The sequence below is a fragment of the Pantoea sp. RG18 genome (genome assembly GCF_025910075.1).
Lineage (GTDB): Bacteria > Pseudomonadota > Gammaproteobacteria > Enterobacterales > Enterobacteriaceae > Pantoea > Pantoea agglomerans.
The window spans coordinates 877,320-900,589 of the sequence record NZ_JAPCIL010000002.1 but is presented as its reverse complement, the minus strand read 5'-3'; the positions used below and the strand labels follow the sequence as shown (position 1 = coordinate 900,589).

At 54.7% G+C, this 23,270-nt stretch carries 25 protein-coding genes; 10 read left to right on the top strand and 15 right to left on the bottom strand.

Features of this window, described 5'->3' with window-relative positions; all coding sequences use genetic code 11:
* The first annotated feature begins 144 nt into the window (after window positions 1-144).
* A complete protein-coding gene (gene azoR, locus OK409_RS04660) occupies window positions 145-744 on the top strand; it encodes an FMN-dependent NADH-azoreductase (protein WP_264366806.1) in 600 nt (199 codons plus the stop codon).
* 64 nt (window positions 745-808) lie between these two features.
* Here azoR and OK409_RS04655 read toward each other — a convergent pair whose 3' ends face one another.
* The 3 genes from OK409_RS04655 to OK409_RS04645 are packed head-to-tail and all read right to left on the bottom strand — an operon-like array spanning window position 809 to window position 3,974.
* Complete coding sequence (locus tag OK409_RS04655; RefSeq protein ID WP_033779117.1) at window positions 809-1,147, bottom strand: YdbL family protein; 339 nt, start codon at window positions 1,145-1,147, stop codon at window positions 809-811.
* An 11-nt stretch (window positions 1,148-1,158) separates the two neighbouring features.
* Window positions 1,159-1,347, bottom strand: a complete 189-nt coding sequence (locus OK409_RS04650; protein WP_009090058.1) for a YnbE family lipoprotein — start codon at window positions 1,345-1,347, stop codon at window positions 1,159-1,161.
* The gene (locus tag OK409_RS04645) at window positions 1,344-3,974 is read right to left on the bottom strand and encodes a YdbH family protein (RefSeq protein WP_319633918.1); all 2,631 of its coding nucleotides are present in this window, start codon (window positions 3,972-3,974) and stop codon (window positions 1,344-1,346) included. Before OK409_RS04645 ends, OK409_RS04650 begins: the two co-directional genes overlap by 4 nt.
* A gap of 146 nt (window positions 3,975-4,120) precedes the next feature.
* Here OK409_RS04645 and OK409_RS04640 point away from each other — a divergent pair, with 146 nt between their 5' ends.
* Complete coding sequence (locus tag OK409_RS04640; protein WP_010244644.1) at window positions 4,121-5,113, top strand: 2-hydroxyacid dehydrogenase; 993 nt, start codon at window positions 4,121-4,123, stop codon at window positions 5,111-5,113.
* A 31-nt stretch (window positions 5,114-5,144) separates the two neighbouring features.
* On the opposite strand, the gene OK409_RS04635 is transcribed toward OK409_RS04640, so the two are convergent.
* Window positions 5,145-5,420 carry a DUF333 domain-containing protein gene (locus OK409_RS04635; RefSeq protein ID WP_003853763.1) on the bottom strand — a complete coding sequence of 92 codons (276 nt, stop codon included), beginning with the start codon at window positions 5,418-5,420 and terminating at the stop codon, window positions 5,145-5,147.
* A gap of 184 nt (window positions 5,421-5,604) precedes the next feature.
* Here OK409_RS04635 and OK409_RS04630 point away from each other — a divergent pair, with 184 nt between their 5' ends.
* The 4 genes from OK409_RS04630 to ttcA all read left to right on the top strand — a co-directional run bounded on the left by OK409_RS04630 (window position 5,605) and on the right by ttcA (window position 8,827).
* Window positions 5,605-6,261 carry an MgtC/SapB family protein gene (locus OK409_RS04630; protein ID WP_010670214.1) on the top strand — a complete coding sequence of 219 codons (657 nt, stop codon included), beginning with the start codon at window positions 5,605-5,607 and terminating at the stop codon, window positions 6,259-6,261.
* Between the two features lie 213 nt (window positions 6,262-6,474).
* Window positions 6,475-6,735, top strand: coding sequence for a hypothetical protein (locus tag OK409_RS04625; RefSeq protein WP_122888840.1), 261 nt, complete (start codon window positions 6,475-6,477; stop codon window positions 6,733-6,735).
* Between the two features lie 691 nt (window positions 6,736-7,426).
* Window positions 7,427-7,585: a hypothetical protein gene (locus OK409_RS04620; RefSeq protein ID WP_010670216.1), complete on the top strand. Its 159-nt coding sequence runs from the start codon at window positions 7,427-7,429 to the stop codon at window positions 7,583-7,585.
* A gap of 306 nt (window positions 7,586-7,891) precedes the next feature.
* The gene (ttcA, locus tag OK409_RS04615; RefSeq protein ID WP_033787746.1) at window positions 7,892-8,827 is read left to right on the top strand and encodes a tRNA 2-thiocytidine(32) synthetase TtcA; all 936 of its coding nucleotides are present in this window, start codon (window positions 7,892-7,894) and stop codon (window positions 8,825-8,827) included.
* A 486-nt stretch (window positions 8,828-9,313) separates the two neighbouring features.
* Here ttcA and zntB read toward each other — a convergent pair whose 3' ends face one another.
* Together zntB and OK409_RS04605 are read right to left on the bottom strand one after the other, a co-directional pair.
* Window positions 9,314-10,297: a zinc transporter ZntB gene (gene zntB, locus OK409_RS04610; RefSeq protein ID WP_010244630.1), complete on the bottom strand. Its 984-nt coding sequence runs from the start codon at window positions 10,295-10,297 to the stop codon at window positions 9,314-9,316.
* A 117-nt stretch (window positions 10,298-10,414) separates the two neighbouring features.
* Entirely contained in the window at window positions 10,415-12,034 is a 1,620-nt protein-coding gene (locus OK409_RS04605) for a peptide ABC transporter substrate-binding protein (protein ID WP_264366805.1), read from the bottom strand.
* Window positions 12,035-12,186: 152 nt separating this feature from the next.
* Between OK409_RS04605 and mpaA the strand changes: the two genes are divergently transcribed.
* Window positions 12,187-12,894 (top strand): murein tripeptide amidase MpaA, encoded by a 708-nt coding sequence (gene mpaA, locus OK409_RS04600; protein WP_033757784.1) that lies wholly within the window; start codon window positions 12,187-12,189, stop codon window positions 12,892-12,894.
* Here the strand turns inward: mpaA and ycjG are convergent.
* On the bottom strand, window positions 12,869-13,852 hold the full coding sequence (gene ycjG / locus OK409_RS04595; RefSeq protein ID WP_264366804.1) for an L-Ala-D/L-Glu epimerase: 984 nt from the start codon (window positions 13,850-13,852) through the stop codon (window positions 12,869-12,871). The genes mpaA and ycjG overlap by 26 nt on opposite strands.
* Before the next feature lie 146 nt (window positions 13,853-13,998).
* Between ycjG and tpx the strand changes: the two genes are divergently transcribed.
* On the top strand, window positions 13,999-14,502 hold the full coding sequence (tpx, locus tag OK409_RS04590; RefSeq protein WP_052271823.1) for a thiol peroxidase: 504 nt from the start codon (window positions 13,999-14,001) through the stop codon (window positions 14,500-14,502).
* A 50-nt stretch (window positions 14,503-14,552) separates the two neighbouring features.
* Here the strand turns inward: tpx and tyrR are convergent, their stop codons facing one another.
* Complete coding sequence (gene tyrR, locus OK409_RS04585) at window positions 14,553-16,118, bottom strand: transcriptional regulator TyrR (RefSeq protein WP_031591537.1); 1,566 nt, start codon at window positions 16,116-16,118, stop codon at window positions 14,553-14,555.
* Window positions 16,119-16,198: 80 nt separating this feature from the next.
* Here tyrR and OK409_RS04580 point away from each other — a divergent pair, with 80 nt between their 5' ends.
* A complete protein-coding gene (locus tag OK409_RS04580) occupies window positions 16,199-16,411 on the top strand; it encodes a hypothetical protein (RefSeq protein WP_153020891.1) in 213 nt (70 codons plus the stop codon).
* Between the two features lie 43 nt (window positions 16,412-16,454).
* Here OK409_RS04580 and OK409_RS04575 read toward each other — a convergent pair whose 3' ends face one another.
* The 6 genes from OK409_RS04575 to pspA all read right to left on the bottom strand — a co-directional run bounded on the left by OK409_RS04575 (window position 16,455) and on the right by pspA (window position 20,476).
* Window positions 16,455-17,516, bottom strand: a complete 1,062-nt coding sequence (locus OK409_RS04575) for a YcjF family protein (protein WP_010244604.1) — start codon at window positions 17,514-17,516, stop codon at window positions 16,455-16,457.
* The gene (locus OK409_RS04570; RefSeq protein WP_069026332.1) at window positions 17,513-18,910 is read right to left on the bottom strand and encodes a YcjX family protein; all 1,398 of its coding nucleotides are present in this window, start codon (window positions 18,908-18,910) and stop codon (window positions 17,513-17,515) included. Before OK409_RS04570 ends, OK409_RS04575 begins: the two co-directional genes overlap by 4 nt.
* On the bottom strand, window positions 18,891-19,139 hold the full coding sequence (gene pspD / locus OK409_RS04565; RefSeq protein ID WP_010670225.1) for a phage shock protein PspD: 249 nt from the start codon (window positions 19,137-19,139) through the stop codon (window positions 18,891-18,893). The genes OK409_RS04570 and pspD overlap by 20 nt, the downstream gene beginning before the upstream one ends.
* A 61-nt stretch (window positions 19,140-19,200) precedes the next feature.
* Complete coding sequence (pspC, locus tag OK409_RS04560; protein WP_010244595.1) at window positions 19,201-19,551, bottom strand: envelope stress response membrane protein PspC; 351 nt, start codon at window positions 19,549-19,551, stop codon at window positions 19,201-19,203.
* Window positions 19,548-19,775 (bottom strand): envelope stress response membrane protein PspB, encoded by a 228-nt coding sequence (gene pspB / locus OK409_RS04555; protein WP_010244592.1) that lies wholly within the window; start codon window positions 19,773-19,775, stop codon window positions 19,548-19,550. Before pspB ends, pspC begins: the two co-directional genes overlap by 4 nt.
* Window positions 19,776-19,810: 35 nt before the next feature.
* Window positions 19,811-20,476: a phage shock protein PspA gene (gene pspA, locus OK409_RS04550; protein WP_010244588.1), complete on the bottom strand. Its 666-nt coding sequence runs from the start codon at window positions 20,474-20,476 to the stop codon at window positions 19,811-19,813.
* 164 nt (window positions 20,477-20,640) lie between these two features.
* Here pspA and pspF point away from each other — a divergent pair, with 164 nt between their 5' ends.
* Complete coding sequence (gene pspF / locus OK409_RS04545) at window positions 20,641-21,642, top strand: phage shock protein operon transcriptional activator (RefSeq protein ID WP_031591551.1); 1,002 nt, start codon at window positions 20,641-20,643, stop codon at window positions 21,640-21,642.
* Between the two features lie 91 nt (window positions 21,643-21,733).
* Here the strand turns inward: pspF and OK409_RS04540 are convergent, their stop codons facing one another.
* Entirely contained in the window at window positions 21,734-22,969 is a 1,236-nt protein-coding gene (locus tag OK409_RS04540; RefSeq protein ID WP_052271818.1) for an MFS transporter, read from the bottom strand.
* Window positions 22,970-23,270: the final 301 nt, after the last annotated feature.

The window sequence follows — 23,270 nt, the reverse complement described above, 5'->3', positions numbered from 1 at the left end:
TGTTCCGGCGGCTGGCCCCGGTTACGCTTATTCAATAAATTCGAACATGGGTCTCGAAATATTGCGCTTTCACCGCGCCATCGATAACCGTAGAGTGTAAACCATTGAGCGGAAAGTCTTCCGCGTAACAGACAGGAAACCACCATGAGCAAAGTTTTAGTTCTGAAATCAAGCATTCTTGCAGGCTACTCACAATCAAGCCAGCTCGCTGACTTCTACATCGAACAGGCAAAGGCCCAGGGTAAAGAGGTTACCGTCCGTGACCTGGCGGCTAACCCGATCCCGGTACTGGATGGCGAGTTAGTGGGTGCAATGCGTCCCTCTGATACCCCGCTGTCACCTCGTCAGCAGGAGGCTCTGGACCTGTCTGATCAACTGATTGCAGAACTGCAGGCTCATGATGAAGTGGTTATTGCCGCGCCAATGTACAACTTCAACATCCCGACGCAGCTGAAAAACTATTTCGACCTGATTGCCCGTGCTGGCGTGACGTTCCGCTACACAGAAGCAGGCCCGGAAGGTCTGGTTAAAGGCAAAACGGCAGTCGTTATCTCCAGCCGTGGCGGCATCCACAAAGATACCCCTACTGACCTGCTGACCCCTTACGTCAAGCTGTTCCTGGGCTTCATCGGCATCACTGACGTTGAGTTCGTGTTTGCTGAAGGCATCGCTTACGGTCCGGAAGTGGCCAGCAAAGCGACCGCTGAAGCGAAAGACGCTATCAAGCAGATCGTGACGGCATAAGTCTCACTCATCTCAGGATGACGCTGTAAAAGACCGGGCCATGCGCCCGGTTTTTTTTCGCCGGTTACTGACTGCTCTCTGCCGCTTTTCTCAGCCACTGACCGTTAATGCCGCGCACATATTCCCCCGCTGCCGCACGGCTCACCAGCTTCTGTCCGGCAATACTGGCGACATCGGCCGTGGAGAGATTATTCTGTTCTGCCAGTCGCTGATACTCCTGCTGACGTCCGGCATTAATACGCTGCACCAGTGCCAGCGTTTCACTATCCTGCGCACGTGCCGCCAGATAGCCGGAAAGCGTTTCACCTGCCCGCCCCGATTGCCGCGCCTGATCCAGCGTCAGTGCCCAGGCAGGCTGCGCCATCGTCAGGGCGAGGAACAGCACCGCGCTTATGCGTTTCATCGTTGCTCTCCTCAGAACAGACCGCTCTGGTTTTTCAATAGCGCTTCCACGTCTTTATCGACTTTGATGTGGATCTCATGTTCTATTTTCACGTTCATGTTGATGGTGATGGGATCTTTAGGTGCCGTGACTTCAATGCGCGGCACGCAGCCGATGCTCAGCAGTCCGGCTGCCAGAACCAGTAGTGCCCTCAGGCTCATGGTGAAGTGTCCTTGTTGGATGGCAAATTCGCATGTTGCTCTAACCAGGATTGCAAATTATCGCCAAAGCGCAGGCTGCGCCAGAGCTGAAACAGGTTTTCCTGATGATGATAGTTGAGATTGACTGTCTGACGACGGTTACTGAACTGGCTGACGCCCTGCACCTGCGCCTCCATAGTGAGGTCGCCAAGATTATCCAGATTGATCGTGGCCCAGCTGCGGGAGACTTCCATATAGCGTAACCAGTCCAGCGCGGCGCCCGTCGCCACGTTATTGCGGGTAATCGCATCCGCCATATCTTTATCCAGCCGGAAGGTCAGCGGACCGCTGTTGGCAATCCACCCTTTCTCCACCAGCCAGTGTGGATTATTGAGCCACAGCGGCAGCTCACCGTTGACCTTGCCCGACATGGCAAACTGTTTAGGTTTCAGCGCCGTCACCAGCTCGCTGAGGCTGATATTGCGCAGCGACACCCGGGCTGGCTCATGCTGCGGCATGCGCAAAGCGGGCAGCGTAATTTGTCCGCCCAGCAGATCAAGGCTGACATCCTGCAACGTCAGCGGCGCCTGTTCGGACCACGGCCAGTTACCCTGCAGGTCAGCGCGAATATTCTGCATCGCAAACTGGTTCTTAACCTCGGCAATGCGCAGTGATACCGGGCCATGCTGACCAAATTGCCATTGCTGCTCATGGAATCTGAACGGCAGCGAGAAGTCGATACCGTTAACCTGGCTGTCAGGCGTCCAGATGCTGCCCTGTTTTACCGTCCAGTGGCCTCCCGCCTGGAAACCCTGTTCACTTGCGGCGGAAAAAGCGACCTGTGCCTGCAAACGGCCGCCCTGGATCTGCATTTTCATGTCGGGGCTGAGCAACGGCTGAAACACCGTCAGCGACTGTGCCGGCCACCAGGCCTGGCCGCGCAGCCGTTCGCCATCCCAGCGGCCGTTAACCCGCAGCGGGCCAACCTTGCCCGCCTGTAAACTGCCTCGCCAGATAAAATAGCCGGGATCACGACCTTTAGCCTCAAAGTCGAGCGTGGAATCTGCCAGATGTCCGCCATAGCTGAAGCGGGTCTCTCCTGCCTGCAGGCGGAAATGCCCATTGAACGCCGGATGCGCCGCATCACGCTGCCAGTTTACCGGTTTAGTCAGTGTCAGACGCGGTTTTGCAACGTTGACACTGCCATACGCCAGCTGATTAAAACCGGTGGACAAGGTATCCAGATGGATCAGGGTGTCGTGCCAGCCGCCCGTGCCTTTAACATCCCAGCGCGCCTGCAGCGGCAGCATCTCGCCACCTCCCCAGTAGCGCCAGTTCCATTCGCCCTTATCGGGCCAGAAATCATTGGCGCGGCCATCGAGATGCAACCGGAAGCGGCCAAAACTGGCATCGTGCGCATTGAGAATGGCCTGCAGGCGGCCATCAATACCCTGCGAGGAGAGTCGTACGCCCGCCAGCGGCCAGCGCGCTTCGTCCACTTCCAGCGTTGACAGCAACCGGCCCCGCAGGCGCAGCAGCGATTTAGGTTGCAGCACCAGTTGAGGATCGAGGATCGAGCCGCTGAGCACGCCCGGAATGGAGCCGTAAAGTTGCAGGTCGGCCAGCTTGCTTTCGCCGGTTAGCTGAAACGGCAGGTTGCTGTTGGTCAGGCTGAGGTTGCCGGGACCGACGCCGAGCACCACGTTACCCTTGCCGCCGCGTCCCTGGGTCAGCAGGTTAACGCGACCGCTAATCTGGCTACTTTCAAGGCCAGACTGCCAGTTATCCAGCGTCAGGTTAACAAACCCTGATAGCGGCTGAGCCACCAGCGGCCAGAAGTATTCGCCCTTTTCAATCCGAATCTGATCGCGGCTGATCTGCCACGGCAGTCTGAGAAGCGGCCGGGTCACTTCGGCCATTGCCACGTGTAGCTCGCCCTGCTGCTGCTGCCAGTTAAGCGTCAGCTTCAGGGGATGCGGCAGCGCGTCCAGCGCCAGCTGTCCGGTCACCTCGCCGTTCACCGGCAGATCAGTGGCAAAGGTGGGTAACGCCAGATGACCACTCAGCGTGACGGGTTCAGGAAGTGCAGGATGTGTGAGCGTCAGGCGACTGATAGCGAGCTGCTGACCGGTCAGCGTTGCCGCCAGCTGCAGATTATCGCCCTGATAACTGAGTTGCTGACGATCTTTTTCCAGCGTCAGATCCAGCGCGCCCGCATACGTCTGCCACGGCGTAACAATTAATTTGCCCAGATGAACGTCGGCGCCAGGCAGCATTGCCTGCCATTCGGCCAGCGTTTTGGGGGCTGCCTTGCTGCCATCACTGGCCGGTAATTTTTGCAGGCAGGTGCTATCCAGCGTCAGCTCTGACGCATTCAGTTTCCAGCGCGACTGATGCCAGCCCAGTGACACTCCCTTTACCGTTGCCAGGGAGCAATCCCCTGCGAGATAACGAAGTTGTGGCAACCACAGGCCACCCTCCCGCCAGCGCGGTGCGCCCGACAGCTCAATGCGGGTATCTTCAGGTAGCCAGATGCCGACCAGCCGCGGCAGCCATTGCGTGACAGTCAAGATCAGGCCGAGCAGCAGCAGAATCAGCGCCAGAATGGCGGCCAGCCGTCGCCGGAACATCCGTGGCATAAAAGCCATAATCCTTTTCCTTACAGTATCCTGACAACGATGATGGCATGTAATCTGCCAGAGGTGAAGGTCTGCGCCGGACACAAGTCAGCTGTTTCAGCAAAGTCAGTCAGAAAACGTTATCCTTGCTCTATCACCTCTGCAGGAGCACAACGATGAAAATCGCGGTTTACAGCACCAAACATTACGATCAGAAATACCTTGAGCAGGTCAATCAGCAGTTCGGCTTTGAACTGGTGTTTTTTGACTTTTTACTCTCTGAAAGCACCGCCAAAACCGCTGTGGGTTGCGATGCTGTCTGTATCTTTGTAAACGATGACGGCAGCCGCCCGGTGCTGGAAGAGCTGGCCGGGCTGGGTGTGAAATACATCGCGCTGCGCTGTGCCGGTTTCAATAATGTTGATCTGGCTGCTGCAAAAGAGCTGGGTCTGGAAGTGGTGCGCGTGCCGGCCTACTCACCGGAAGCGGTCGCTGAACATACTATCGGCCTGATGATGACCCTGAATCGCCGTATTCATCGCGCTTATCAGCGTACCCGTGACGCAAACTTTTCGCTCGACGGCCTGACCGGTTTCAACATGCATAACAAAACCGCGGGTGTTATCGGTACCGGTAAAATCGGGATCGCGACGATGCGGATTCTGAAAGGTTTTGGTATGCGGCTGCTGGCGTATGATCCCTACCCGAGTGAGCAGGCGCTGGAACTGGGCGCGGAATATGTCGATCTGAAGACGCTGTTTGCTGAATCCCACGTCATTACCCTGCACTGTCCGCTGACGCCGGAAAATCATCATCTGCTCAACGCCGATGCGTTTAAACAGATGCGCGATGGGGTAATGGTTATCAACACCAGTCGTGGTGGCCTGATTGATTCACAGGCGGCGATTGACGCGCTGAAACAGCAGAAAATCGGCGCGCTCGGCATGGATGTTTATGAGAATGAACGTGATCTGTTCTTTGAAGATAAGTCGAATGATGTGATTCAGGACGATGTGTTCCGCCGTCTGTCGGCGTGCCATAACGTGTTGTTCACCGGCCATCAGGCGTTTTTAACCGCCGAAGCGCTGACCGCCATTTCTGAAACGACACTGAATAATCTCAGCCAGCTCGACCGGGGTGAAAACTGCCCGAACCGACTCTCTGCCTGACTGTGCGGGCCGGAGCAATCCGGCCTGATCATCAGCGCGCGCAATTCCCGCCAATTAACGCCTGCTCATCACAGCGACGTCCATTGACTAACTGACACATCCCCACTCTTGAGCCATCCAGCTGATGCGAAAATGCCAGCGTTCCGCCCGCATTCGAACAGGTGCTTTCTGCCAGGGAAGACATCACCACCCGTGGCTGGATGTGGGCGGCGGTGGCTTGTTGCGGTGGCTCGTTATCATCACTGTTGCTGCTGCAGGCAGAGAGTAATAATGCGGCACCGGCCAGCAAAAAAGTGGCTGCTTTCATCAGTCGGACTCCGGGAAGTGGGGGAAAAGGCTGGCTCAGCATATGTCAGGCAGCACAACGGGTCGAGAGGTGAAACAGCTTTTTACAAAATTCTCCGGCGTCATTTGCAAGCAGAATTATCTTGTTTACCTGTTATCGCTGAACTGTCACCCTTTTTCGGCCCTTATTAATTCGGAGTAAAGCCATGTTAATGGATATGTTAATTCGCATAGCGCTGGCCGGTATTCTCGGCGGCCTGATCGGCATGGAGCGCCAGATGCGGGCCAAAGAAGCGGGACTGCGTACCCATATTCTGGTCGGTATCGGTAGTGCGATGTTTATGCTGGTATCGAAATATGGCTTCGCCGATATGCTCAACAGCGAACATGTAGCACTGGATCCCAGCCGTATTGCGGCACAGGTGGTCAGCGGCATGGGTTTCCTTGGCGCGGGCACCATTATGATTCAGAAGCAGGTGGTGAAAGGCTTAACCACGGCGGCGGGATTATGGGTGACTGCGGCGATTGGTCTGGTGATTGGCAGCGGCATGTATGAGATCGGCATTTATGGCACGGTGCTGGCGCTGGTGGTGCTGGAAGTCTTCCGCCGCCTGAGCCATTTTCTCATCGGTAAACATCATACGCTGCTGGTTTTTCTTAAGCCCAAAAGTGTGCCGCTGGTGCTGCTGGTCATGCAGCGGGAAGGCATTCGCTATGGTAATGTGACGGTGATTAATCGGGATGAGGAGAGTGGTCTGTGTGAGCTCAGCGTTCAGGTGACGCTGTCCCGCAAATCAAACGATGCTCACCTCTACGATAAGGTCATGGAGATCAAAGGAGTTCAGTCGCTGGAGATGATGTAAATTCCTTTCCATAAAGATCATTCCTGCTGAACACAGGCCGGTCAGCGTCAGGACGTTGCAGAAGGGAGTTATCGGTACGCACTGCCTTCTGCCCTCTCCATCAGATTCATCTATTATCATAATCATGCAGCCTGACCTGAGATATAGAGCCCGCCGGGAATTAATGTCATAATCCGTGATTGTTTATTAAGGTAACAATTTATACGGTGAAAAATGCGCCAGACCTCTGACCATCGTGACGAAACCCTGTCCGCTTCTGTACGTAAAAGTAGCTGGCCGGTACTGAGCATGCTTATCTTTACGCTGATTGCGGGCGCTATGGCCATCATGATGATCCTGGATCATCGTAATTCCGTAAATAATGCGCTTGAGACCGGACAGTGTCTGGTGGGGGAAGGCGCTGAAAGTTTGCTGGAAGTGCTCAGACATTTTTTACATCATGCTTATCGCTGGATTTTTAAAGCCTGTGGCTAGCAATAATAAATTCAGTGCAGCAGGAAATGCAGTAATCCGTGTCGGTTTACCAGCAACAAAACGCCGCAATACATGACTGCAACATAGCAGAGTAAAAAGAGCATCAGCGTCAATATAAATCGGACACCATAATTTTTTATATCGTGAGTGTTTACCGGATGTCTCATCGAATTTAAAGTTTGCTCCGTCCTTATTCACATATATAGCCAGCAATTTAACGATTTGTTACGCTGCCCGCATTACCACGATGTGCGGAACGATGAAGTCACAGCAGGTCTCTCAGGAAAAACAGTTATGAGTGTAAAAATTAAAGCCGCCCTTTTTAACTTTCACATTCACTTTAATGGCTTTAATTTCACCCGTCTGCTTTGAAAAGCAACAGTTTTGGACGTGGCGATATGTGCCAGTAAAATCGATTCAGATTTAATGGGATACAAAAAAACAGTGATGCCTGTGCATCTTACGTATTCCCAATTATAACCCGGCAGTGTCAACGCATATTCAACAGCAGCGTTTTTCAGATTCAGGCGTTAATGAAATTAACAGTGCATCAGGATATTTAACTCCCTGCGAATTTATAGCAACAATTCGAAGGGAAATTTAAAATCAGATAAGCATAAACAGGACTCCGTTTATGCATGATTGATTAATAGCGGTGCATGCTGTTTTTTTTTGCTTAGTGGTCGCTCTGATGAAATATCTGTTAATTATCTCAATCATTTTTATGACTGCGGGTTGTGCGGCAAAAAAAGAGAATGCGCGGGCTGATGCTTACCAGGCATCACTGCCATCCTGTTCTGCGCACAATGATGAAATCGATTGCCAGTGGAAAGATGTGCCAGCCAGCTGACATCGTATAGTTGAACGCTATCCGTGACACATCAGCCCGCAATTATTGAGTAATGACCTGGTAAGGCCTGCCCTCTTTTTTCACTGAGTACCGCCGCATCGATTTACGTCGCTGCTCCCTTAACGGGTAGTCTCTGCCGGATTCCCCGGGCGGCTATCCGCTGATTACTTCACTCCAGTACTGGCATTCGCGGCAACAATCCGTACCATACGCTGCATATTCGTGACACCGCAGTGAAGTGTCTGGCTGAACGCGCACGGCAATTTGCCCTTTAGCTACGCTTTCTGGATTTTGAGATAGGTAAAAATGCAAGATAATCAAACGGTTGACAAGAAAGAACAGTACAACCTCAATAAACTGCAAAAACGTCTGCGTCGTAACGTCGGCGAAGCCATTGCAGATTTTAATATGATTGAAGAAGGCGACCGCATCATGGTCTGCCTGTCGGGCGGCAAAGACAGCTACACCATGCTGGAAATTTTGCGCAGTCTGCAAAAAAGTGCGCCGGTCAACTTCAGTCTTATTGCCGTTAACCTCGACCAGAAACAGCCGGGCTTCCCTGAGCATATCCTGCCGGAATATCTTGAGTCGCAGGGCGTTGAGTATCGGATTATCGAAGAAGATACCTACTCCATCGTCAAAGATAAGATCCCGGAAGGCAAAACCACCTGCTCACTCTGCTCGCGCCTGCGCCGTGGCATTCTCTATCGCGTCGCAACTGAGCTGGGCTGTACTAAAATTGCGCTGGGCCACCATCGCGATGACATTCTACAGACGCTGTTCCTGAACATGTTTTACGGCGGAAAAATGAAAGGCATGCCGCCAAAGCTGATGAGCGACGATGGCAAGCAGATTGTGATCCGTCCGCTGGCTTACTGCCGCGAGAAAGATATCATCCGCTTCTCAGAAGCGCGTCAGTTCCCGATTATTCCGTGTAACCTCTGCGGTTCTCAGCCGAACCTGCAGCGTCAGGTGGTAGCCGATATGCTGCGTGACTGGGATAAGCGCTATCCTGGCCGTATCGAAACCATGTTCAGCGCGATGCAGAATGTGGTGCCGTCACATATGGCGGATATCAACCTGTTCGATTTTAAAGGCATTAAGCATGGCGATGCGGTGGTTGACGGCGGGGATCTCGCCTTTGACCGGGAATCTCTGCCGCTGCAGCCTGTTGGCTGGCGGGCTGATGATGAGGATACCCCGGATACCAGCGCGCGTCTGGATGTGATTCAGATTAAATAAGTGCTGGAAAGGTTAAGGGCGTGCTGCTGGCAGCACGCCCTTTTTTTATATGTTGCGGTGCGGTGGTGGATCCATTATCGGCGGAAATTCCGGATCTGTCGGCGGATCAGGCTGGGGTTGTGGCTGAGGAATAGGCTCAGGAATCGGGATCGGATCCGTAGGGATCGGCTCGCTGTTAAGAATCGCGCTCATGCCTTACTCCTTTTGTTGCGAATGGACTTTAAGCTTAGGTAAGGAACGGCGTTACAGCCAGGCGGGCAAAAAAAAAGCCGGCACACGGGCCGGCATGTTTCGAATTAAATGTGCTATGCATTAATTCTAAATTAGGAAGTAAGACAATATGGAGCGCAACGCCCATCGCTTGACGTTGCATTCACCTGCGGGAGAGAGTTTGCGTCAGCAGCGACAATGGGTTCTTGATGTCGATCAGCTTTTGCGTCCTTTACGGGATTTTCAGCGCAGATAACCGATACGCTACGCATAACGCTAGAGCCAGCGCCGCTTGCGCAGGTACCCCGCTACCCCCACGGCCAGTGCCACCAGCAGCAGACAGAAGATAGAGAAACCGTATCGCCATTCGCCGCCTGGAATACCGCCCAGGTTGACGCCAAACAGGCCGGTCAGGAAGGTGGCTGGCAGAAAAATCATCGCCATCAGTGACATGGTATAGGTACGTCGGTTCATCGACTCCGCCATCGCAGAAGCAACCTCATCAGCCAGAATCGCGGTACGCGCCACCCCCGCATCCAGATCATCCAGCCCGCGTCCCAGCCGATCGGCGATTTCCTGCATCCGGCGGCGTTCGGTGTCATCCATCCAGGCCAGTTTTTCACTGGCCAGCCGCGCATAGACATCCCGCTGCGGTGCCATATAACGCCGCATCACAATCAGCTGTTTGCGAAGCAGGCCGAGTTCGCCTCGTGCTGGCATCCGCTGGTCAAGCAGCGCATCTTCCAGCTCAATGATTTTGTCATGTAAATCTTCGATAAACTCGCTGGTGTGATCGGTCAGGGCATCACAGATATCGACCAGCCAGCTACCGCAGTCAATCGGGCCGTTACCATTCTGCAAATCCGTGAGGACTTCATCGACGGCAGAAACTTTACGCCGCCGGGTCGAAACGATGAGCTTATCGTTGATAAATACCCGCATCACCACCAGCTGGTCGCGACGCGCATCGCTGTTGTGGTTGACGCTGCGCAGCACGATCATAAAGCCGTCGCCCAGCCGGCTGACGCGTGGACGCATACTGTCGCCCGCTAAGGCGTCACGCACGGCATCAGGGATTTGTGTCGTCGACTGCAGCCATTCCGCGCTCTTACGGTGGGTATAGTTCAGATGGAGCCAGCAGGGCTGCTCACACTGGATGACTTCATCTTCAGCAATCGGGATCATCCCGCCCTTGCCATCCAGCTGGCAGGAAATTATGGCATCTGAAACCTGTAACGCTTTTCCTTCAATTACGTCCACACCGTCGCCTCACTACTGAAATCAATACGATACAGTCTAGCGTGACGGTGTTGAGTTGCAATCTCCGGGCTGTGTAGAAAGATGTCAGAGGGTGGCCGGTTGACCGGCCTCCTGCACTTAGTGCTTTTCAATCCACAGTTCGCGACTGTAGGCGACATCTTCAGGGTTAGTGATGGGATAGCCTTTGACCCAGGGTTTAATCAGGCGGCCATTGGTGTACTGATAGATGGGGGCGATCGGAGCCTGCTCAGCCAGGATCTGCTCGGCACGGTTGTAATCGCTGTTACGTACCTGATCACTGGTCTCCCGGCTGGCTTTGGCGATAACCGCATCATAATCCGCGTTGTTAAAGCGCGCGATGTTGCTGCTGTTGCCCGACGTCAGCAGATTCAGGAAAGTGGAGGGTTCATTGTAGTCACCGACCCACGAGGCGCGGATCACATCGAAGTTTCCGCTGTTACGGCTGTCGATATAGGTTTTCCACTCCTGGTTCTCCAGCGTGACATCCACACCGAGGTTCTTTTTCCACATCGAGGCCACAGCAATCGCAATCTTCTGGTGGCTCTCAGAGGTGTTGTAGAGCAGTTTGAGTTTCAGCGGCTTGCCGGGACCGTAACCGGCAGCAGCGAGCAGCGATTTGGCCTGTGCATTCAGGCTGTTCTGATCGTGCTGTTGCATGAACGTGGGCAGTGGCTTAAAGCCTGCTGTCACATCTGGCGTAAAATGCCACGCCGGTTTCTCACCAGTGCCCAGCACTTTTTCAGCAATCACTTTCCGGTTGATAGACCAGGAGAGCGCTTTGCGAACCCGCACATCGGCCGTCGGCCCTTTCTGCGTGTTAAACGCGTAGTAATAGGTGCCTAACTGGTCAGGTGTGTAGACCTCTCCGGGCAGAGTTTTCTTCAGTAGCGCATACATGTTTTTCGGGAAGGATTCGGTGATATCAATATCGTTGGATCGATAACGTTTAGTGGCGCTCGACTCTTCATTAATCGGCACAAAAGTCACTTTCGTCAGCACCGAATGGGCATCATCCCAGTAGTGAGGATTACGTGTCAGTACGATTTTTTCGTTCACTACGCGTTCGCTAAGCTGATAGGCCCCGTTGCCCACCAGTTTGCCGGGTGACGTCCAGCTGTCACCCTGTTGCGCAATAATTTTCTGCGGCACCGGGAAAAGCGCCACGTTAGCCACCAGCGCCGGGAACCACGGCACCGGACGATCCAGCGTCACCTTCAGCTGGTTTTTACTCTGTGCGACCACACCCAGCTTGTCGGGCGTCATTTCGCCTTTGGTTATCGCTGCCGCATTTTGAATACCGCTTAAGCCCGCGAACCAGGCAAAGGCTGAACTGTTTTTCGGATCGACCAAGCGCTGCCAGCTGTAGACAAAATCCTGAGCCGTAACCGGATCACCGTTCGACCAGCGCGCGTTATTACGCAGCGTAAAGACCCAGGTTTTGTTATCGCTGCTGCTCCAGCTCTGCGCCACGCCCGGCACGATTTTGCCCTGCGCATCCTGATTGGTCAGCCCTTCAAACAGATCGCGTATCACCTGAATTTCAGGCAGTCCTACCGCTTTAAGCGGATCGAGCGAAGCGGGTTCATCTTTAATATGGCGAACGATCTGCTGCTGTTCAGCCAGCTGTGCGCCAGCGGGTGGATTCGCCGCGATGGCGGGTGTGATGATGCTGCTCAGGCTGATTGCTGCCAGCGTCATGCGAAAGGTCTTGACCATTATCACTCCTTTACCCCAAAGAAGCGCTGCATCAGTCTGTTGCCGATGCAACTTGTGCAGGGCACTTTAGCGCAAATGGCTGACAGATAAATAGCTATTTTCCGCGCACGGCTTTTCCGCTACTTTTAGTAAAACCCTTTGAGGAAATAACTATGTCGCCACTCCATCCACGTCCCCTGCGCGGCAAACTGGACGTCCCCTATCAGCAGTATGGCCGCTCAGTGCTGGGCGCGCCGCTGCTCTGGTTTCCGGCGCCGCTGGGCGATCCCGAGAGCGGATTGATTCTGGCAGGCACTCACGGTGATGAGAATGCGGCCATCGCCACTCTCTCCGCAGCATTACGGACGCTGCCTGATGGGATGCGTCGGCACCACGTGGTGTTAGCAGTCAATCCTGATGGCTGTCAGCTCGGACTGCGCGCGAACGCAAACGGCGTCGATCTCAACCGCAACTTTCCGGCGGCGAACTGGCAGTCAGGCGAGACGGTGTATCGCTGGAACAGCGCTGCCGATGATCGTGATGTGGCGCTCTCGACCGGCACTCATCCGGCTTCTGAACCGGAAACCCAGGCGCTCTGTGCGCTGATTCATCAGCTGAAACCACGCTGGATCGTCTCATGGCATGAACCGCTGGGCTGTATTGACGACCCGCATCAGGCAGAGATTGGTGGCTGGCTGGCCAGCCACACTGGCCTTCCGCGAGTCAGCAGCGTTGGTTATGACACGCCAGGCTCATTCGGCAGCTGGTGTAAAGATCTCAGCCTGCCCTGCGTCACTGCTGAAATGCCGGTGATTTCAGTGGATGAAGCCACTGAAACCTACCTGGAGATGATGGTTAATCTGCTGCGCTGGCAGCAATGATCAGCTGACCGTTGCGCACTTTAATCGCCGGTTCTGCATCAACCGCCAGCCAGGTCGGCCCGTCGAGATCGGCAAAGCGGGTCTGCGGCACCAGCGGCAGTGCGGCGCGTATCGCCCGCGAGGTGCAGAGCATGCAGCCGAGCATGACCGCAAACCCCTGCTGCTGAGCCGCATCGGCCAGCGCCAGCGCCTCGGTCAGCCCGCCCGCTTTATCCAGCTTGATGTTGACCATCTCATAACGACCTCGCAGTACCGCCAGACTTTCGCGGGTGTGACAGCTCTCATCGGCGCAGATCGGTAATGGATGAATAAAGTTCTCCAGCGCCGCATCCTCACCCGCTGGCAGGGGCTGTTCCAGCATAGCCACATTGATGTCCGCCAGCAGCTGACAGCGTGCCGCCAGTCCTTCGGCGTGCCAGGATTCATTGGCATCCACAATCAGGGTCGCGTCCGGCACGGCGGCGCGAATCGCCATCAGCCGTTCGGTAATGAAATTATTATCCAGCTTAATCTTCAGTAGTGTTGCCCCATGCTGCCACAGCGCCAGCGCGCTGCTGGCCATCGCCTCGGGAGTATCAATGCTTACGGTCTGCGCGGTCACCACATCCTCCGGTGCAGTCACGCCACTAAGCTGCCAGAGGCTGCTCTGCTGCTGGTGTGAGGAGAGATCCCATAGTGCGCTGTCAATGGCGTTGCGCGCCGCCCCGGCGGGCAGCGCCTGTTGTAACGCCTCGCGCGTCATGCCCTGTTGCAGCGCGGGCAGCAGCGCGGCGATTTGCGCCAGCACCGACGCCTCGCTTTCACCATAGCGCGCATAAGGCGTCGCTTCGCCAACGCCTTTTACTCCGTCTTCCTCAATTTCAACCACCACAACTTTGACTTCAGTCCGGGTTCCACGGGCAATGACAAACGGCGTATGCAACGGCCAGGCTTCGGGATAACTTTTTACCGTTCTCATTTCCACTCCACAATGTGTGATGCAGTGGCAGACCGCCACGTTAAATTCCACAATTGAACTCGTAAACCCTTAACATTTATGTCATAAACAACGGCTATCTTTAGCCGTTTTGTGTCAGATCTTTTTTATCATTAAAAGGAATCACTATGTCTCAGACTGTTCATTTTCAGGGTAATGCCGTACCGGTTGCTGGTCAGTTTCCTCAGGCTGGCGATAAAGCCAAAGCTTTCACGCTGGTAGCGAAAAACCTGGTCAACGTCGCGCTCTCTGAGTATGCAGGAAAACGCAAAATTCTGAACATTTTCCCGAGCGTAGATACCGGTGTCTGTGCTTCATCGGTGCGCAAATTCAATCAGGCCGCGAGCGAACTGAATAACACCGTGGTGTTATGCATCTCTGCCGATCTGCCGTTTGCCCAGTCGCGCTTCTGTGGCGCAGAAAACCTGAACAACGTGGTGACGTTGTCGACCCTGCGCGGCTCAGAGTTTAAATATGATTATGGCGTGGAAATTGCCGATGGTGCGCTGGAAGGTCTGACCGCACGTGCCGTAATTGTGCTGGATGAGAACGATAAAGTGATCTACAGCCAGCTGGTTGATGAAATCACCACTGAGCCTGATTATGACGCTGCGCTGACCTCGCTGAAGTAATAAAAAAAGCGGATAACCAGGTTATCCGCTTCTCATCTTCTGTTTGCCGTTTACTCGCTTTCGGTGCGCTTCTGCCCCAGACCATACTCCCGCAATTTATTCGCAATCGCCGTATGCGACACACCAAGCCGTTTTGCCAGTTTTCGGGTGCTGGGATAGGAGAGATAGAGTCGCGTCAGAATTGACCGTTCGAAACGGCTGGTGATCTGATCCAGCGTCCCTTCCAGCGCCTCATCGCCCAGTGACACATCCAGTGCCTGTTCAGGCAACACGATATCCTGCGGACGCAGTTCGTAACCTTCCAGTTGGGTTAACGCCCGATAAAGCGCATTTTTCAGCTGACGCACGTTACCAGGCCAGGCGTAGCGAGTCAGAAAAGCGTTAAGCTGCGGCGAGAGTCGCGGACGCGCCATTCCCTGCTCATCCGCAAAGCGGGCAACAAACATCTCGGTCAGCGGCAGAATATCCTGCGGACGATCGCGCAGAGGCGGCAGTTGCAGCGTCAGCACATTGAGCCGGTAAAAGAGATCCTCGCGGAACTCCCCGCGCTGCACCAGCTCAATCAGGTTTTTCTGCGTAGCGCAGATTACCCGCACATTGACATGCACTTCATGCTCTTCACCGACGCGGCGGAAGGTGCCATCATTGAGAAAACGCAGCAGCTTGGTCTGCATTCTCGGCGACATCTCACCAATCTCATCCAGCAGCACTGAGCCGCCATTAGCCTGCTCAAAAAAGCCCTTCTTACCTTCCAGCGCATTCGGATAGGCTCCGGCGGCATGACCAAACAGCTCGCTTTCGGCGACGTCGTCGGGCAGAGAGGCACAGTTCAACGCCAGGAAGGGATTCTTGCCGCGGGCACTGCGCAGATGGCAGGCGCGTGCCAGCATATCTTTCCCGGTGCCGGTGTCGCCAACGATCAGTAAGGGCGCATCGAGCATCGCCAGTTTACGCGCCTGATCCACCACCTGACGCATCTTCGGCGTGACAGCAATGATATGGTCAAACTCCGATTCATCGGTGACCACCAGATTCTGCAACTGACGACCCATGCGGGCTGTCGACTTCAGCATCACCATCGCCCCCACCGGCCTGTCGTTCTGGCCCTCTTCGCCCGGCAGATAAATAGGACGCGCTTCCATCAGAAAATCGCGGCCCTCAATGACCACATGCTGCGCCTGCGCTTCAACCCGATCGCTCTCCAGCCAGCGCATGAAGTTGAAGCCGTTAATCAGGTTACCGGCGCTAAAGTTGCGCATCTTCTCTTCATCGAGATTAAACAGGTTCTGTGCGGCCGGATTAGCCAGTTCAACCTTGCTTTTCAGATCGATGGAGAAAACCGGATCCGGCATCGCCACCAACAGGGCGCTCAGTGCACGATGCTCGCGTTCAGAGGGCATGTACGCTACCGTGCGCACATCTGTTACGCCCGGTGTACGCCGGATTTCCGCCATCAGATTGCTGAAGGCGTCAAATTCCAGTGCAGAAAAGTTCAGGTAGATGCGGCCCAGCGCCGTGATTTCGATACCGCGTAAATCAATGTTGCGTGCCACCAGCAGATCGAGCAGTTCACGCGTCAGACCGAGTCGGTCCTGACAGAACACTTCCAGACGCATTTCGTTCGCCTTAATCAGGTTCAGATAAGACAATAATACGCTAAGTCGCGCACCTGCAGAAAGGAATCTGTCAGGAAAAGTTGACAGCTCCGGCGCGTATGGCGGACTTTTGTACTGCCGGAGAAAATCCTGATGAGTGGTCACAAATGTTTGCCGGGATGGCGCATTTTATCAGGGAGAAAAATGGAATGGCCTACACGCTGCCAGCGGATCCGGTGATCACTGATGAGTCGGGCTGTCCGGGTGAGTGTCTGGTCATCGACTCCCGACAGGTGCTGCGCCAGCCACACTAAAGAATAAAGGCGGCAATGCCGCCTTTAATTTGTCACGAGAGCGTCAGGCTGACTTATTGCCACCCTTCTGCAACGCCTCTTTCAACTGGCCCAGCAGCTCACGACGGAAATCGCCGAGCCGTGGTTTATCCTGCTCCAGCCACGGCAGTGGACGGCACAGCTCCATCGCTTTGATGCCCAGTCTTGCAGTCAGCAAACCCGCGCCAATACCCTGCGCGGCGCGCGTGGAAAGCCGGGCGGCGATATCCTGCGACATCCAGTCCATACCCACTTCCCGCACCAGTTCGGAAGCCCCGGCAAAGGCCATGTTGAGCAGCACCAGACGGAACAGCCGGATGCGGCTGAAGTAACCCAGCTCAATGCCGTAAATAGCCGCGATGCGATTGACCAGCCGCAGATTACGCCAGGCGATAAACGCCATATCCACCAGCGCCAGCGGGCTGACCGCAATCATCAGCGTGGCTTCAGCAGCATGACGGCTGATTTCGCGCCGCGCCTGCCGATCCAGCACCGGCTGCACCAGTTGCGCATATAAGCGGACAATTTCACTGTCATTGTGGGTTTCGTGCAGCGAGGCATGCCAGCGCTGCAGGGCCGGATGCGCCTGATCCAGCTCTGCCTGCTGCGCCAGTTTTTCGCAGAAGGCCCGGCCTTTGCCGATGCCATGACTGTGCAGCAACTCACGGCCCACATCCCGCTCCTCGGCGCGCTGACGCAGCTGATAGAGACGACGCCACTCGGTGGTCAGCGCACCCACACCCGCCAGGACGATCAGACCACCCGCCACGCCGCTGCCCAGTGAAAACCAGTCGCGGGCCAGCCAGGCGTCATGTGTCCACTGGACACCCTGCGCAATCACGCTGACGCCAAACAGCAGCGCGCCAGCGGTCACCAGTTTGCGCCACAGGCTGCGCTTAGGTTTCAGCGCAGCCTCCACCGCCCGTTCACCTGCGCCTTCCTCTTCGACAGCGACCTCTTCATCCTGCACCGCCAGAAACGCCGCCTGCGCTTCCGCTTCAAAAGTCTGTGCCGGGCGCAGCGGCGTGGCGCTGCTCTCGTCCAGCGGACGGGCAAAATCGATACGCGGCTTCAGCGGATCACTCATCGCAATTTATCTCCCAATAAAAATTCCAGCGCGGCATCCATGCGGATATGTGGCAGCGGGCGATCGACGTCAAGCTGCTGCGGCCGGAACTGTTCAAACTGAAAGCCCTGCTGCTGCCAGAAGGCATTACCGGGCAGACGAGGCGGGACTTCACCCGGATAGACGGTGAGCGGCTCACCATCATCCAGCCGGTTTCCGCGCAGGGCCGGGATCTTCTCGCCCCGGTGATCGACCAGCCCGCTCTGTGTCGCCTGCACCGACGCCAGTCCGATGCAATCCATGCTAATCCCTTCAAACGCCGCGTTCTGCCAGGCATCCTGCACCAGCTGCTGCAACAGTGACACCATATTGCCGTGCTGATCGCTGGTGATGTGATCCGCCTTGGTGGCGGCAAACAGCAATTTGTCGATTACCGGTGAAAAGAGCCGACGAAACAGGGTTCGCTGACCGTAATGAAAACTCTGCATCAGTTGCGTCAGTGCCAGCCGCATGTCGTTAAACGCCTGGGGTCCGCTGTTAAGCGGTTGCAGGCAGTCAACCAGCACAATCTGACGGTCAAAGCGCAGGAAATGGTTTTTATAGAAACCTTTCACCACATGCTGACAGTAGTAGTTAAACCGCTGCTGCAGCATGCTGAAGTTACTGCCCTTGTCCGCCTGCGCCAGCTTAGTAAGTTGCGTTTCATCAGCCGTCGGCCAGGGGAAGAACTGCAGCGCGGGGGCGCCTGCCATATCGCCAGGCAGCACGAAGCGACCGGGCTGAATAAAGTGTAAGCCTTCAGATTTACAGCGATGCAGATAGTCGGTCCAGGCAGCGGCAATCTCTGCAAGCTGGGTTTCATCGGCGGGTGCAAGCGGGTCGAGTTTTTCGCAGAGGGTTCGCCAGGGCTTTGCCCACTCAGCACGATCGCCCTGCAGCAGACCGTTCATCTGCCGGGACCAGGCGAGATAATCCTGCGCCAGCATCGGCAGATCCAGCAACCATTCGCCGGGATAGTCGACAATCTCCAGATAGAGTGTCGCGGTCTCTTTCAGGTGACGCAGCAGCGAATCATTGGGACGATAACGCAGCGCCAGTCGCATTTCGCTGACGCCGCGTGTGGGTGTGGGCCAGGCAGGCGGCGTGCTGTAGAGCTGTGCCAGCCCTTCGTCATAGGTGAAACGGGCCGTGCCCATGTCACGCTGGGGTACCCGCTTTACGCCTAACAGGCGCTCATCCCGCACCACGGAAAACAGCGGCAAACGCGCGCCGCTGTGAACGGTTAAAAGCTGATTAACCAGTGAGGTGATGAAGGCGGTTTTGCCGCTGCGGCTTAATCCGGTTACCGCCAGCCGCAGGTGGCGATCAACGCCACGGTTCATCAACGCCATCAATTCAGTTTGCAGTCTTTTCATCTTTCTCCCTGATGAAGCGCGATGCCACCCGGTTCATCACGCGTTTCAGCAATGGCTCAAGCGCCACAGCCAGCAGCAGACGTAACGGGCGTCGCGCTACCGATTTCACTGCCCAGCCAGTGACACCGGCGGGACCGTAGGTAACAGCATTAATAATGATGAATTTAGCGGCCGACTTCAATGCAGGTGCCGCGCGGTGACGAAAAGCAGTGGATCGCGAAAAAGACATCAACACCTCCATTGAGTGAGCGAACGGGCCTGAGACAGGCCCGGCAATAACAGTAGCAGAATCAAATCTGGCGGAAGCGGCTGCGCACGCTGAAGGTTTCAGACGTCACATAGCGTTCCAGGTCGCGCACGCTGCGCTCATCCCGTTGCAGGGTGCTCTCCAGCTGATCCAGCAGTTCACTGGCGCTGGGCTGGCGCTCAGTCTGGGAGGCAGAGGCGGGTTTCACATCCAGCACAAAACCCAGCACAAAGTAGGCGATCACCGTAAAGAGAAACAGGCCAAAGAACAGTGATAACACCACGATGACACGCAGCAGACGAACCGGAATATCGAGATACTCTGCCAGGCCTGCGCAGACACCCATAAATTTCCCTTCATCTGGCTTGCGCCACAACTTGCGTCCTTTAATCATGGCTGCCTCCAGTTTGGATGTTCGGCGTCCAGAATCGCTTCCAGCGCGTCAATACGTTCGCGCATCCGCTGCGCGTCCTGGGTCACGCGCTGCAGGCGCTGGATTTCGCTTTGCGACAGTTCCGAACCGCCGTTGCGTTTGTTGTTGTAATGCAGCCATAACCAGATCGGTGCGACAAACAACACGAAGATCGTTAACGGTATGGCGAAAAAAAGTGCGCTCATTGACTCTCCTTAATCACTTATCGCAACGTCGATGATTACTCACTGCGGTTCATTTTGGCTTTCAGCGCATTAAGCTGCTCGCTGATTTCATCGTCCGCTTTCAGGTCAGTAAACTCCTGGTTCAGCGTCTTTGGTTTACCAAAACCGTGGCTTTCTGCTTCCGCTTCCATATGGTCGATGCGACGTTCAAAAGATTCAAACCGTGCCATTGCTTCGTCGATCTTACCGCTGTCCAGCTGACGACGAACATCGCGTGATGAAGAGGCCGCCTGATGACGCAGCGTCAACGCCTGCTGGCGGGCACGTGTCTCACTCAGTTTTTTCTCCAGCTCGCTGATTTCGCCTTTCATGCGCTCCAGCGTCTCTTCAACATGACCCACTTCCTGTTTCAGGGAGGCGATAAGATCGGTGAGTTTCTGTTTTTCAATCAGCGCTGAACGGGCCAGATCATCTTTATCTTTGCGCAGCGCCAGCTCCGCTTTTTCCTGCCACTCAGCCTGCTGAATCTCCGCCTGATCAATACGGCGTGACAACTGTTTCTTTTCAGCCAGTGCGCGTGCAGAGGTGGAGCGCACTTCAACTAAGGTGTCTTCCATTTCCTGAATCATCAGCCGGACCAGTTTCTGCGGATCTTCCGCACGCTCCAGCAGGGAATTAATGTTGGCATTAACGATGTCGGCGAAACGAGAAAAAATACCCATAATGATGTTCCTCTTTTAATGTTTTAAAACGTGAAGCCCTGCTGAGTTTATACAAAATGCGTGCCAATTTTATAATTTATTGATTTTTATAATATTTTAAATTTTACAGCCCTTCCCGCTTGTTTTAAGATAGTCAAAATGATTAAGGGGTGGCGAAATTCATCATGACAGGCACTAGCGATAATCTCCTGGGGGAGTCGAACAATTTTCTTGAGGTGCTGGAGCAGGTTTCCAAACTGGCTCCCCTTGAAAAACCGGTACTGGTGATTGGCGAGCGTGGAACGGGCAAAGAGCTGATCGCCAGCCGACTGCACTATCTCTCTGACCGCTGGCAGGGGCCGTTTATCTCGCTGAACTGTGCTGCGCTGAATGAAAATCTGCTCGATTCTGAACTGTTTGGTCATGAGGCTGGCGCCTTCACCGGCGCGCAGAAGCGCCATCTTGGCCGTTTTGAACGTGCTGACGGCGGCACGCTGTTTCTCGATGAGCTGGCAACGGCACCGATGCTGGTTCAGGAAAAGCTGCTCAGGGTAATTGAATATGGACAGCTGGAGCGGGTCGGCGGCAATCACTCCCTGCAGGTAAATGTGCGACTGGTCTGTGCGACCAACGAAGACCTGCCCGCGCTGGCGGCGGCGGGAAAATTCCGCGCCGATTTGCTGGATCGTCTGGCCTTTGATGTGGTGCAGTTACCGCCACTGCGCGAACGACGCAGCGATATACTGGTGATGGCCGAGCATTTCGCTATCCAGATGTGTCGCGAGCTTGGTCTGTTACTGTTTCCCGGCTTTACCCCACGGGCGCAGCAGGCTCTGCTTGATTACCACTGGCCAGGCAACGTTCGCGAACTTAAAAACGTGGTGGAGCGCTCGGTCTATCGTCATAACAGCAGCGAGCAGCCGCTGGATAATGTCATTATCAACCCGTTTGCTTCACGCCCTGAACCGATTGCTGTCATCCGGACCAGTCATGACGCGGATAGCAGCACGTTGCCTGCCCTGCCGCTGGATCTGCGTCAATGGCAGAATCAGCAGGAGCGGGATCTGGTGGAAGCCAGCCTGCAGCAGGCACGTTATAACCAACGCCGTGCGGCTGGCTTATTAGGTGTCACCTATCATCAGTTGCGCGCAATGATGAAGAAGCACGATATAAAAGCAGAGAGTTAATTAACGCCACCCCAACCTATGATTTTTCCCGGCCTTGTGAATTAACAACCCGGTATAAACCGGGCTGTTTTCACGTTGAGCCGCCTGTCCATTACGCATTGTGCGACTTAGTCCCCATTTTTTCAGGTTGCCGGATAGCAGGAACCAGACCGACGCCAGCGGTAGCCATCACCACGGCCAATGCTGACATCAGCAATACAGCACTCATACCAAAGTGTGTTGCCAGCGGACCCGCGACCAGTTGTCCAAAGGGAATGGCGATAAAGGAACCCATTGCATCATAAGCGTACACGCGAGCCAGCTTATCCGGTGGGATATGTGTCTGTAATGAGTGCGCCCAGGTTACGCCGAACAGGCCCAATGACATGCCAGCAATGAAGAACCCCACTATCAGCAGTGCTGCTGACGCATCCTGGCTCAGCATAAATATTGGGAGTGCGTAAAGACCTGCCAGCATCGCGCCAATAAAGAGATCACGACGTGGATGCCATTTCATAGCCAGAAACGAACCTGCAATTAGACCCGCGCTATGGGCGGCCACAATAATCCCCCATCGCGCCCGTCCGAAAGAGACGTCGGCAATCATCGGGCCAAGTACCACCACAATGCCATTGAACGCGACGTTGATAATGGCGAACTGAAGGACTATCGACCAAATCCAGCTTCGTCCGGCGAACTCTGCCCAGCCTTCTTTGATATCGCGCAGGATATTGCCTTGCGAAGCCGCGGCTTTACTCGATTTCACACGGATCAGGAAATAGAGCGGCGCGGAAACAGCAAAACCCAGCGCATCAATTGCCAGCCCCCAGCCCGGCCCGACAGCGCTGGTGATAATCCCCCCCAGCGATGCCCCCATTACCGTACCGCCATAAATCCCCAGCTGAATTAATGCGTTAGCCTGACGCAAATCCGTTGCAGGAACCACCTGCGGAACCAGCGCAGACGATGCAGGCAGTGCGATGCCTGCCGCCGCACCATTCAGGGCACCCAGCAAAGTCAGGCTAATGACAGTTGCTGAGCCATCGAGTACAGACCAGGCGACGATAGCCTGTGAAACAGCGGCAACCACTGCCGATGAAACTAATACCCGACTGCGTGAGTAGCGATCGGCGACAACACCGCCCACAAGCAGGAAAAGCACGTTACACAGTGAACGGGACGCAACCACTATCCCTAAATCAGAAGCAGAGCCGCCAATATCCAGTACCGCAAAGGCCAGCGCAATGGGTGCAATCCCATTGCCCAGCACGGTGAACAGGCGTCCAAAAAAGAGATAGCGAAAGGATGTATGCTGAAAAGCCTGAACGTTTTTTTGGAATTTATTCATTGCCAGGAAGTGGGTGACCAGAAGATGAGCTTATAGTACCTGCGTTTTTGTAAAAGTTAAGCGCGATATTACACTTTCCAGCGTCAGATACATCGAATGCATGCGGATATAAACACAATCTATAATTCAAGGGATTACATGATTTACTCTTCTGAGTTTGAATCTTAACTAAATTAATGATACCAATACCCATTAATAGTTGAAGTGGCTTTTTAATCAGATTTACAGCAATTAATTGAATAATCCATTTCGCACTACATAACCATGGTGTGGAAAGACCCCAGCCATTACATATGAAATT

What these genes read in the sequence shown, in the direction of transcription:
- OK409_RS04655 (WP_033779117.1), bottom strand. Translation starts at nt 1,147, where the DNA reads ATGAAACGCATAAGCGCGGTGCTGTTCCTCGCCCTGACGATGGCGCAG.
- OK409_RS04650 (WP_009090058.1), bottom strand. Translation starts at nt 1,347, where the DNA reads ATGAGCCTGAGGGCACTACTGGTTCTGGCAGCCGGACTGCTGAGCATC.
- OK409_RS04605 (WP_264366805.1), bottom strand. Translation starts at nt 12,034, where the DNA reads ATGGTCAAGACCTTTCGCATGACGCTGGCAGCAATCAGCCTGAGCAGC.
- OK409_RS04635 (WP_003853763.1), bottom strand. Translation starts at nt 5,420, where the DNA reads ATGAAAGCAGCCACTTTTTTGCTGGCCGGTGCCGCATTATTACTCTCT.
- mpaA (WP_033757784.1), top strand. Translation starts at nt 12,187, where the DNA reads ATGTCGCCACTCCATCCACGTCCCCTGCGCGGCAAACTGGACGTCCCC.
- OK409_RS04570 (WP_069026332.1), bottom strand. Translation starts at nt 18,910, where the DNA reads ATGAAAAGACTGCAAACTGAATTGATGGCGTTGATGAACCGTGGCGTT.
- ycjG (WP_264366804.1), bottom strand. Translation starts at nt 13,852, where the DNA reads ATGAGAACGGTAAAAAGTTATCCCGAAGCCTGGCCGTTGCATACGCCG.
- tpx (WP_052271823.1), top strand. Translation starts at nt 13,999, where the DNA reads ATGTCTCAGACTGTTCATTTTCAGGGTAATGCCGTACCGGTTGCTGGT.
- ttcA (WP_033787746.1), top strand. Translation starts at nt 7,892, where the DNA reads ATGCAAGATAATCAAACGGTTGACAAGAAAGAACAGTACAACCTCAAT.
- azoR (WP_264366806.1), top strand. Translation starts at nt 145, where the DNA reads ATGAGCAAAGTTTTAGTTCTGAAATCAAGCATTCTTGCAGGCTACTCA.
- OK409_RS04625 (WP_122888840.1), top strand. Translation starts at nt 6,475, where the DNA reads ATGCGCCAGACCTCTGACCATCGTGACGAAACCCTGTCCGCTTCTGTA.
- OK409_RS04640 (WP_010244644.1), top strand. Translation starts at nt 4,121, where the DNA reads ATGAAAATCGCGGTTTACAGCACCAAACATTACGATCAGAAATACCTT.
- pspB (WP_010244592.1), bottom strand. Translation starts at nt 19,775, where the DNA reads ATGAGCGCACTTTTTTTCGCCATACCGTTAACGATCTTCGTGTTGTTT.
- OK409_RS04630 (WP_010670214.1), top strand. Translation starts at nt 5,605, where the DNA reads ATGTTAATGGATATGTTAATTCGCATAGCGCTGGCCGGTATTCTCGGC.
- tyrR (WP_031591537.1), bottom strand. Translation starts at nt 16,118, where the DNA reads ATGCGTCTGGAAGTGTTCTGTCAGGACCGACTCGGTCTGACGCGTGAA.
- pspD (WP_010670225.1), bottom strand. Translation starts at nt 19,139, where the DNA reads ATGTCTTTTTCGCGATCCACTGCTTTTCGTCACCGCGCGGCACCTGCA.
- OK409_RS04575 (WP_010244604.1), bottom strand. Translation starts at nt 17,516, where the DNA reads ATGAGTGATCCGCTGAAGCCGCGTATCGATTTTGCCCGTCCGCTGGAC.
- pspC (WP_010244595.1), bottom strand. Translation starts at nt 19,551, where the DNA reads ATGATTAAAGGACGCAAGTTGTGGCGCAAGCCAGATGAAGGGAAATTT.
- OK409_RS04645 (WP_319633918.1), bottom strand. Translation starts at nt 3,974, where the DNA reads ATGGCTTTTATGCCACGGATGTTCCGGCGACGGCTGGCCGCCATTCTG.
- OK409_RS04620 (WP_010670216.1), top strand. Translation starts at nt 7,427, where the DNA reads ATGAAATATCTGTTAATTATCTCAATCATTTTTATGACTGCGGGTTGT.
- OK409_RS04540 (WP_052271818.1), bottom strand. Translation starts at nt 22,969, where the DNA reads ATGAATAAATTCCAAAAAAACGTTCAGGCTTTTCAGCATACATCCTTT.
- pspF (WP_031591551.1), top strand. Translation starts at nt 20,641, where the DNA reads ATGACAGGCACTAGCGATAATCTCCTGGGGGAGTCGAACAATTTTCTT.
- pspA (WP_010244588.1), bottom strand. Translation starts at nt 20,476, where the DNA reads ATGGGTATTTTTTCTCGTTTCGCCGACATCGTTAATGCCAACATTAAT.